The 9,555-nt window shown below is 60.4% G+C and carries 10 protein-coding genes and 1 pseudogene; 4 read left to right on the forward strand and 7 right to left on the reverse strand.

What is annotated here, in order from left to right; translation table 11 throughout:
• Positions 1–341: 341 nt before the first annotated feature.
• From C4334_RS13805 to C4334_RS13830, 6 genes are all read right to left on the reverse strand, one after another.
• Positions 342–920 carry a cob(I)yrinic acid a,c-diamide adenosyltransferase gene (locus tag C4334_RS13805; protein ID WP_352432673.1) on the reverse strand — a complete coding sequence of 193 codons (579 nt, stop codon included), beginning with the start codon at positions 918–920 and terminating at the stop codon, positions 342–344.
• Between the two features lie 37 nt (positions 921–957).
• Positions 958–1,632, reverse strand: a complete 675-nt coding sequence (locus tag C4334_RS13810) for a protein tyrosine phosphatase family protein (RefSeq protein WP_352432674.1) — start codon at positions 1,630–1,632, stop codon at positions 958–960.
• Between the two features lie 259 nt (positions 1,633–1,891).
• Positions 1,892–2,890, reverse strand: coding sequence for a FecCD family ABC transporter permease (locus tag C4334_RS13815; protein WP_352432675.1), 999 nt, complete (start codon positions 2,888–2,890; stop codon positions 1,892–1,894).
• A 130-nt stretch (positions 2,891–3,020) separates the two neighbouring features.
• Positions 3,021–3,494 (reverse strand): DUF2062 domain-containing protein, encoded by a 474-nt coding sequence (locus tag C4334_RS13820; RefSeq protein WP_352432676.1) that lies wholly within the window; start codon positions 3,492–3,494, stop codon positions 3,021–3,023.
• Between the two features lie 68 nt (positions 3,495–3,562).
• Positions 3,563–3,910 (reverse strand): STAS domain-containing protein, encoded by a 348-nt coding sequence (locus tag C4334_RS13825; protein ID WP_352432677.1) that lies wholly within the window; start codon positions 3,908–3,910, stop codon positions 3,563–3,565.
• Positions 3,911–3,937: 27 nt separating this feature from the next.
• Positions 3,938–4,357 carry an ATP-binding protein gene (locus C4334_RS13830; protein WP_352432678.1) on the reverse strand — a complete coding sequence of 140 codons (420 nt, stop codon included), beginning with the start codon at positions 4,355–4,357 and terminating at the stop codon, positions 3,938–3,940.
• Positions 4,358–4,849: 492 nt separating this feature from the next.
• Here C4334_RS13830 and aroA point away from each other — a divergent pair, with 492 nt between their 5' ends.
• The 4 genes and pseudogenes from aroA to bcp all read left to right on the forward strand — a co-directional run bounded on the left by aroA (position 4,850) and on the right by bcp (position 8,324).
• The gene (gene aroA / locus C4334_RS13835) at positions 4,850–6,172 is read left to right on the forward strand and encodes a 3-phosphoshikimate 1-carboxyvinyltransferase (protein WP_352432679.1); all 1,323 of its coding nucleotides are present in this window, start codon (positions 4,850–4,852) and stop codon (positions 6,170–6,172) included.
• Positions 6,169–6,684, forward strand: a complete 516-nt coding sequence (locus tag C4334_RS13840) for a shikimate kinase (RefSeq protein ID WP_352432680.1) — start codon at positions 6,169–6,171, stop codon at positions 6,682–6,684. Before aroA ends, C4334_RS13840 begins: the two co-directional genes overlap by 4 nt.
• A 233-nt stretch (positions 6,685–6,917) precedes the next feature.
• Positions 6,918–7,805, forward strand: a pseudogene (locus C4334_RS13845) (integrase core domain-containing protein).
• Between the two features lie 60 nt (positions 7,806–7,865).
• Positions 7,866–8,324: a thioredoxin-dependent thiol peroxidase gene (gene bcp, locus C4334_RS13850; RefSeq protein WP_352432681.1), complete on the forward strand. Its 459-nt coding sequence runs from the start codon at positions 7,866–7,868 to the stop codon at positions 8,322–8,324.
• A gap of 391 nt (positions 8,325–8,715) precedes the next feature.
• Here bcp and C4334_RS13855 read toward each other — a convergent pair whose 3' ends face one another.
• Entirely contained in the window at positions 8,716–9,405 is a 690-nt protein-coding gene (locus C4334_RS13855; protein WP_352432682.1) for a TlpA disulfide reductase family protein, read from the reverse strand.
• Between the last annotated feature and the right edge of the window lie 150 nt (positions 9,406–9,555).

A 9,555-nucleotide genomic window follows, 5' to 3' on the forward strand; every position in this document is an offset into this window, starting at 1 on the left:
ACGTTCCGTAAAATCGGTTTGAGATCGCCCGTAAAGAGCGAGAGAGCCAAGATAAAAGCGAGGCGAAGATCGGTCTTGCCTCGCTTTTATTTTGGCGTCCGGCGATGAAAGGCCGCGTTCGCTCCAAACGCGGTGCAAAACCGCCGCTCCTCGAAGGGCATTTCTCTTTGCTCCGGCGAGGATTGATCGCCGCGGAAGGCGTAACCCAAGGGGAAGTTAAAGAAGCTTTCTCGTAAGGTGCGGCGCGTGCGATGCCGACAGAATTCCCTCCGCTGAACCCAAAAGGATTCTTCTCAACGTATGCCCACCTCTGAAGAGGCCGAACGAGAAGCTCGAAGTCGCTACCACGCGCGCGACCAACGGGGCCCTTTGTGCTCTTCATCGCGCAGGCGCGCATCGACGCCGGAGCGAAGTTCAAGCAGCCGTCCGAAGAGCCACAAAAGATCTGAAAGGCGGTTCAAGTAGGCGACTGTTCGCTCGTCCACCGTCTCGCCCGATTCAGCGAGCCGGATGACGGCGCGTTCAGCCCGTCGGCAGACGGTTCGCGCGACATCGAAGGCCGCCGCCGCCTTGTGCTCGCCGGGCAGCGACCAATCGCTCAAAATGCCGTCGATCATTTCGATCCGATGGACGTGTTCAGTCAAACGATGGATCATCTCATCCGTCACATAGGGCGGATCCTTCAAGTGGGCCAGCGGATTGGCGAGCGCGCCTCCGACGGCGAAGAGTTCGCGTTGAATCTCGCGCACGATCTGGCGCACTTCATCATCGTCGCAGATCGAACGCGCCAGACCGAGAAAGGAATTCAATTCATCGACGGTGCCGTAGGCTTCGACGCGCAAGCTCGCTTTGGAGACTCGTTCGCCGCCGATCAAACTGGTTTCGCCTTTGTCTCCGCGTGTGGTTGAAATGCTTCCCATCGTTTCTCCGTTGGTCAAAAGCGCTGCCGAGACATCTTCACTGCGGCACAAGGCGCGACTCCGATGGCGCGAGCTTGTTTGTTCTATCTGCCTTTTGCGGTTGATGTGTCCGTTCGGCGTAATCACGAATGTAGTCGCGCATGGCAAAAGCGAAGAAGCTCATGCCGTAAGATTCCGCTTCGGAGATGGCGCGTTTCGCCGTCCAGCCTTGCTTGGCGATGCGATAGCAAGCGATCACTGTCCCCGTGCGGTCGGCACCGCGGCGGCAATGGATGAAGACGGGCCAATTCGCTGGATCGGAGATGAGCGCCAACACGCGCTCGATCTGCTCGTTTTGGGGACGAGCCAGTCCGCGCATCGGCACGTTGAAGTAACGCATGCCGAGCGACTGGACCACTATGCGTTCGCGTTCGGCCTTTTCATCGTCATCGCGCAAGTTGATGACGGTCCGAATACCCATCGCCGCGAGCAGGGCCAGACCGCGCGTCTTCGGTTGTGCGCCGCGAAACAAGTGATCGTCAACGCGGTCGAAGTTCGGCAGCGCATCTTCGTCCGCCTCGGTGATCGCCGCGGGCACACGGCTCCGGTCCGTTTGAGGCGCCGCGACGCTGACGCCATCGTTTCGTCGCTGAGATGTCGCAGCAGGCGTTTGCGCCGCTGCGCCAAAGGAGAAGAGCAAGATCAAAAGCGTCGTGCGTAGCGCAAACGTCATCGTCTCTGCCTCGCCATCACTGTCGGAAGCTCCGTTTGACGAGAAGTTATCACACCGCCACCCCCTTCGGCTAGGGAAATAGCTTCGCGGCGCGGGCCGCTGCTGCTGTGCGGCGGTCGTCGCACCGCCACCGCCTCAAACCGGAGAAGCAGCATGTACGGTTCGCGCGCTTGCTCGTTGTGCATCGGTCGTCGCACGGCCATCCTCTCAAACTGGAGAAGCAGCTCTTTCGGCGCACTTTCCCAGACGGGCTGCAACGCTAAAGCGCCGCATACCTCTGCTCTCGGCGCAATAACCAGAGGAAGACCGGACCGCCGATCAACGCCGTGATCGCGCCCACGGGAAGCTCGCCTGCGCCGAGCGCGGTGCGCGCAATCGCATCGGCGACCATTAAGAAAGCCGCTCCGAGCAAGAACGAGCTGGGGAGAAGAAGACGCACATCCTCGCCGAAAAGCAGCCGCGCCGCATGCGGGACGATCAACCCGACGAAACCGATCGTCCCGCCGACGGCGACCGTCACGCCGACAATCAACGAGGCAGCGACATAGACGAGCTGTTCCACCCGGCGCACATCAACGCCGAGGCTCGCTGCTGTCTCCTCATCGACGGCGATCAGATGCAGATCGCGCGCCACGTAGAAGAGCACGAGCCAACCCGGAACGAGCAACGGAAGCATCCGCACGATGAGGTCGAAACCGACCACATCAAGCGTCCCGATGGTCCAGCGCAAGATTTGCAACGCGCGCGTGAAATCGGCGAAGTATTGAATGATGACCACGCCCGCCGCCGAGATCAGATTGACGACGACGCCAGCGAGCAACAGCGCGCCGGGCAGGACGACGGTGCCCGTTCGCGCTAGCCGATAAACGACCCAAACAGCAAGCAGCGCGCCTATGAACGACGAGAGGAAGACGATCGGGATGCCCACTACGCGCGTGCCCCAACCGAGAGCGAGCGCCGCCCCGGCGCCAAGCGCGCCGCCGCCCGATACGCCAAGCGTCAGCGGCTCAGCCAACGGATTGCGAAACAAAGCTTGCAGCGCGGCGCCGACCAAGGCCAGAGAAGCGCCAACCACAGCGGCCATGACGACGCGCGGCAAACGCAGGCGAAAAAAGAGCGTGCGTGTTGCCTCGTCTTCGGGGAGCGCGAACGGGTTAAGCGGTTGATATCCAACCCAAATGGCGAACAGCGCCGCCACGACCAAAACGATGATCAACGGCAGCGCAATGCGCCACCCCTTTTTTGCGAAACTCGTCATCGCGTCGCCGGTCTCCTGAAAAGCGCTCACGCGCCGACTTTGCGCCTGGGTCGCGCGCCAATAGCGACGAGCGAGCCTTGGCACGCGGGCCAACTCGGTTTCCGAGGCGAAATTCGCTCGCCGACGCCGATTATCTCTCATCTTGCACGGCGCGGCGCGCGCGCAAGAAACGCAACGTCAAAGGGTAAGAGATCGCCGAACAAACAACCGACAGGACTAGGCCGCCAATGGCGAACGGCAAAAGTACATCGTTCCAACTGTGGACGAAAAGATCGTGCCAGTAAACTCCATCGAAAAGCCGCGGGTGCTTGAGCAGTTCTAGACCTTCGGGCGAGATGCGCATCGGGCGCCCTAGCACCAGCGCGCCGATCGCATAGGACGCGATGATGATCGGAACCAAGGTCAAAAAGGGGTTGTTGACAAAGGTTCCGGTGTAGATGGCGACTTTGTTGAAACGAAAGATCACAGCGATCAGCGTCGCCATGATCGTGTGCAGACCGAGAAACGGGGAGAAAGCGATAAAGACGCCGATGGAGAAGGCGAGCGCCGTCCTTTCCGGCGGATCATCAAGCGCCAGCAGACGGCGGAAAGTGGCACGAAACATCCGAACTTGCAGGAAACAAGCGGCGAGAACCGTTTGGATACAGCTCTCGCGGCTCGCCGCTTTCGTCTTTATGAGAAGCTTTCGAGCGCAGTCGCTTCGTCTTCGTACACGTCGAAGACGGTGAGCAGTTTCGTAATCGCCAACAGATCCTGAATCTTCTGCGTCAAATTGAGCAACTTGAGCTGCCCGCCCTCTTTGTTCACCGCCGTATAACTGGAGACGAGTTCGCCGATGCCGCTCGAATCGACGTAGCTGACGCCGCCCAAGTTCAGCAGGATCTTCTTTTTGCCTTCCGACAGCAAACGCCGAATGGCGCTGCGCAGCGCAACGCTGCCTTCGCCGATGGTGATCTTGCCGCTTAGATCAAGGATGGTAACATCGCCCGCTTGTCGCTCTTTGATGTTCAATTCTGCCATATCGATTCTCTCCTTCCGAAAGTTGTTTCACCGGGGGCGCCGCTTGACCATGCGGACCACCATGCCGCCGCCGGGGTGGCGCATCCACGCGACCTCATCCATGAAGGTGCGGATGAAGAGCAAGCCGCGTCCCGAAGGGTTGAGCAGATTCTCCGCGCGCGTTGGGTCTGGCACCTCGGCCGGATCAAACCCCGCCCCGTGATCGCGGATGATGATCGTCAGGTTCGCTCCCGAATCGGTGAACGACACTTCAACCGGCTTCGTTTCGTCCTCGCGATTGCCGTGCAAGACGGCGTTGCTGACGGCTTCGCGCACGGCCAACTCAATGCCGAAGATCGCGTCCGCATCAAACCCACACCGCGCAGCGATGTCGTTGGCAACGGCCGCTACGCGCTCGACCGTTTCGAGGCGACTCGGTAAGCTAAGTTGCGTCGTTTTATGGATCACGCGCGCCGTCTTCCCAGTCCGTCGGCACGAAGATCAGGCTTTCATCCTCGCACTCAAACGCCACGATCAGCTCCTCAGCATTTCATCGGCCAATCGTCGGCACTTGACGTTCGGGCCTCGTCTCTCACTCGGCCTGACCGTGCGCGAAAGCTGCGAGGGCTTTCGCTGCCGCCAGTCTCCTCGCCTCGCGCCAAAGAGCGTCTCGCCTCAGCAAGAAGGACATTTTCGCGCCATGCACGCTCTTGCTCGCGTCGTGAGCGCAATTACAGTTCCGTTTATGAGCCTTCGACCAAGCGCGAGCAAATATATCAGTTTTCTCCCGCCTTCGCCACGAATTTTCAAACGAAAGAGGGACGCCAATTGTCCACGAGCTTTGGAGAAATCCGGACCGCACGGTGCGCATGTTCTCGGTAACATGCTTCCGACTTCGGTGTCAAGAAGCGAACCCTTCGTCGCGCGCCGACACGCTTTCGTTGTAGAATCTCTGAACAGATGAACGATGCGACGATGAAACTGGTTCCAACGAAGCGCCTTCGCGGGCGCACGCGCCTTCCCGGCGATAAATCCATCTCACACCGCGCAGCGATGCTCGCTGCGCTAGCGCGCGGACGCTCCACGCTGACCAATTTTTCGACCAGCGCCGATTGCGCTTCGACGCTCGCTTGCCTCCGAACGCTTGGGGCGAAGATCGAGCGCGAAAAGGGTCGTCTCGTGATCGAAGGGGTCGGCGGGCGCCTGTCGCCCGCTCCATCCCCACTCGATTGCGGCAACAGCGGGACGACTATGCGCCTGCTGGCGGGGATTCTAGCCGGACAACCCTTCAGCGCGGCGCTCGTGGGCGATGAATCGCTCAGCCGACGCCCGATGCGGCGCATCATCGAGCCGCTCGAACAGATGGGTGCCGCCATCGACTCGACGCAAGGTCACGCACCGCTGATCATCACCGGGCGCTATCCGCTGCGCCCAATCACGTACCAACCTCCCGTAGCGAGCGCGCAGGTGAAATCCTGCGTTCTCCTCGCCGGATTGCATGCCGAAGGACGAACCAGCGTGCGAGAGATGGTGCGCACGCGCGACCATACCGAACGCTTGCTCGAATGGTTCGGTCTGCATGTCGAGCGAGAGACCGACGGCGCCGTCGAGACGATTTCGGTTACGGGTCCGACCGTTTTGTTGGCGCGCGACGTCGCGGTTCCGGGCGACATCTCTTCAGCGACCTTTTTTCTCGTGGCGGCAACGCTGCTCGCCGACTCTGATCTGCTCATCGAAGGGGTCGGATTGAACCCGACGCGCGCGGCGGTGATTCGCGTCCTTCGATCGCTCGGCGCCGAGATCAGCATCGAAAACGCGCGCATCGAGTGCAACGAGGAGGTCGGCGATGTGCGCGTTCGCGGCGTTGGACGGTTGTCACCCACAGAACCGCAAGCCAATCTCATCTGCGGCGCGCTCACGGCGGAATTGATCGACGAGCTTCCCGCGCTCGCCGTTCTCGGCACGCAGGTCGAAGGCGGAATTGAAATCAGGGATGCCGCCGAACTCCGCGTCAAAGAATCCGACCGCATACGCGCAACTGTAGAGAACCTGCGCGCCATGGGCGTCGAAGTCGAAGAGCGGGAAGATGGGCTGCGCGTCGCTGGGCCGGTCAAGCTACGCGCGGCCACGCTCGATGCCCACGGCGATCACCGCATCGCAATGGCCTTCGCCATTGCCGCGCTCACGGCCAACGCGCCGTCGCAACTGCGCGGCGCAGAGGCGGTCGCCATCTCGTTCCCTGAATTTTTCGATCTTCTCGCTGCGTTGAGCCAAGAGCGATGAGCGTCGCGCCTCGCATCGCACTCCTCGGCTTCATGGGCGTGGGCAAAACCACCGTCGCCCGAGCTCTGGCAGACCGACTCGGCTGTTCGATGATCGACCTTGACCGGCGCATCACCGAGCGCGAAGGGCGTTCCATCGCCACCATCATCGCTGAAGAGGGCGAAGAACGCTTTCGCGCCATCGAAGCCGACGCTTTGCGCGAAGTGCTCGCCGAAGCCGGCGCGATGGTGGTCGCCCTCGGCGGCGGCGCTTGGACCATCGAACCGAACCGCCAGCAGCTCACCGCGGCGGGCGTCATCACCGTTTGGCTCGACGCGCCGTTCGAACTCTGCTGGCAACGGATCAACGCCTCGACCGAAGAGCGCCCGCTGGCGCGAAGCGAAGAGGTCGCACGCGCCCTGTACGAGCGGAGAAGATCGCTCTACGCGCTCGCATCGCTGCGCGTCGAAGCAAGCGCTGACAAAGCGCCAGCCGAACTCGCCGAACAGATCGCCCGCGCGTTGAATCTGTAGAAGCGCGAACTCGCCCTGCTGATGCTAGACAGTTCCCTAAGCTCTGCGTTGAACTCGTAGAAGCGCGAAATCGCCCCGTGCATCGAGCTGTTCTCAAATCAACCCGCGAAGGGTTAACTTCGACCTCTCCAACGCGGCAACCGGCGGAAACTGAAATGAACATGGACAGACACACCTGAGACTGCCCCAACTAAAATGTGGGGACCACTCCAGAAAAGAGGAGATCCTCACAGATGCCGCTAAGGGCAGTCGGCAAAGAGGTGTGGAGAGGGGCCCGGCTGGCCCAGCGACTGAACGAGGCTGGGGCCGGTGGTCCCACAGTCCAGGAACACCTGCGCAAGCTCAAACTGGTGCAATCTCTGCGCAAGCGCAAAGTGGACTGGTCAGAGATTCAGGAGTTGGTAGGGATCAGCCGGGCCACCCGCCTACCGGTGGGAAAGGGCCCTGGAACAGCAAGGACCGCTGCGGTCTGCAGCCAAAGCGCAAAAGACCCAGGCGCTCCAGAAGGTCCACTGCTCCTTTGAGCTCCTGAGCCGCATCGCGCGCCCTGCGCAAAGGAAAGCTGGTGGCTGACCTTGGTGAAGGAGGGATACACCGGAGCGTACGGTGGGGCGGATGCTGGCCTACCTGGAAGATCACGGACGGGTGGAAAGCGTGGCTTCATTCCTGGTCCAGGCTCGTAGGGGAAAGACTGGGAGAAAGAGCCTTCGCCCCTACGGGGCGCAGGAAACCCCAGGGGTACGAGGTGAAGAGGCCCGGCTCGATTGGTGCAGGTGGACACCCTAACGGTCACCCTAGGGCCTAGGGAGATGATCAAGCACTTCTCAGCGGTTGACCTCAGTACCTGCTTCTCCCTGGCGCAGACGCTTCCTTCGCCGAACGGAGTGAGGGGTACGGATGCAACAGACGTTTCGGGATGAGTTCTATACCCGGCCCCTGCCCACACGGATGCCTGAGTTACAGGGAGCGCTGAACGCTTACCTCGATCACTACAACGGGCACAGACCCCACATGGCGCTAGGTGGGCTTGCGCCCTTGGAGTTTCTCGCTAAGCTGAGAGGTGAGTTGGTCCCCACTGAGTCTCAGATATATTGACCGATTACACGGATTACACGCCATGATCCTTTTGCGCTAGAATGGTTGCGATCTTCAAGCGAGATTTCAGAGGAGGCTTCATCCATATGCTCAAAGAGGGCGATCCGGCGCCGGACTTTACGGCGCGCGACGCTAACGGAAACGAGGTCAAGCTTTCGGATTTCCGTGGCCGCAAAGTGGTGCTCTACTTCTACCCGAAGGACGATACTCCCGGTTGCACGAAGGAGGCCTGTTCGTTTCGCGATGCCTATGCGAAGTTTGAAGAAAAGGGCATCAAGGTGCTAGGCGTTTCGCTCGACACGGAAGAATCACACCGGCAGTTTGCGGCGAAGTACAATCTACCCTTCACGCTTCTGAGCGATCCGGACCACCGCATCGGCGACGCTTACGGCACTTACGGCAAACACGTCTTCGGCGATAAGGAGTACTGGACCAATGCGCGCAAGACCTTCCTGATCGATGAAGGCGGAAGGATCAAAAAGATCTTCGATCAGGTGGCTGTCGAGCGGCACGCCGAAGAGGTGCTGCAAGCCTTTGAGAGCTGACGAGCGCGGCGGTGCGCCGCACCGCCGCGTCACCATTCTCGGCTTCATAGCGTTGGCGCATTTGAACCGAAGCTGCAGTTCAAGCGTTCGGCTGATCGGTTCGCTGACTCCAAGATTGATAATGCGACGCGCAGCGGTGCGCGCTGCTTCTGCGAGAAGCGAAGGCGCTTCACCGATGCGTTCAGACGGTCAACGGAATCATTCCCACCTTTCCAGCCTTTGGTCGCGCAAGCGGCTGTTTATTCGATTCAGGCGGGAGTGAGGCTTCTAGGAGGTTTCCGCCGAGTTCGTATGCCACCACTCCGCGCTCAGATGGCGAGGTGTGCGTCCTTCGCTTGAGCGTTTGCCCGACGCCCTCCGTCGAGCCGTTGATTTGAAGCTCTGCGGCTGGTTACCGTGTGGCGGGTCGCGTTGCAGGACAGGCGGGAGGTTTTTCCCCTTCTTCTTTCAATCCGAGCCGCGCGCGAATGAACTTCTCCGCTTCCGCTTCGACCAGTTCTCCGTTGGCGACCCAAGCTTTTTCGGTTAGAAGTTGCCCGGAAGAGTTTAGTTTCACCGGTTCGAGAAAGATGTTGTAAGGCGAACCCCAGTTGCGGCGGTCGCCGGAGCGTTGACGATAAGCGTAGTGAGTGGTTTGCGTGCGCGCGTCGCGCGCGTTCGATTCGATGACCACCGTGTATGGCGGGCGCTCTTTACCGAAAAAGCGGCGCGTCTCTTCTTCGGGCGCATATTCGCTGATGGCGACGACCTCGAAGCCGTGCGTGCGGTATTTATCGAGCAATCTGCTGATGACGGGGGCTTCGTAGCGCCAATTCGGACACCACGGCGCAAAATAGACGACGAGGACGAGCCGTTTGTCTTGTGCGAAACCGCGCAGGTTAACCGGTTTGCCGTCAAGATCCTTGAACGTCCAATCGGCGTAGTTGATCGTCCGTTCTTCGATGGGCGCGTATTCATGTCTCTCTTGCGGCTGGGCGGGCCAGCAAAAGGTCAACAGCAGAAGCGCCGTCAGCGTCGCATGAGCGAGCGCGCGTTCGCCTCGGATGTTTGATCGCGTGGTGGTTCTTCTTCGCTCCGGCATGTGGTCAGTTCTCCTTTTAGAAAAACGGGGGAGCGCGAGTGGGCTGTCATCCCCCTCAATTCATTGAGGGGATACACCGCACCCCCTCGCATATGATACAATACTGAAGAGCCGATGCCACTCCTGACGCTCAAGGCACAGATCCACCCT

It is taken from the genome of Pyrinomonas sp., assembly GCF_040289685.1.
Taxonomy (GTDB): domain Bacteria; phylum Acidobacteriota; class Blastocatellia; order Pyrinomonadales; family Pyrinomonadaceae; genus Pyrinomonas.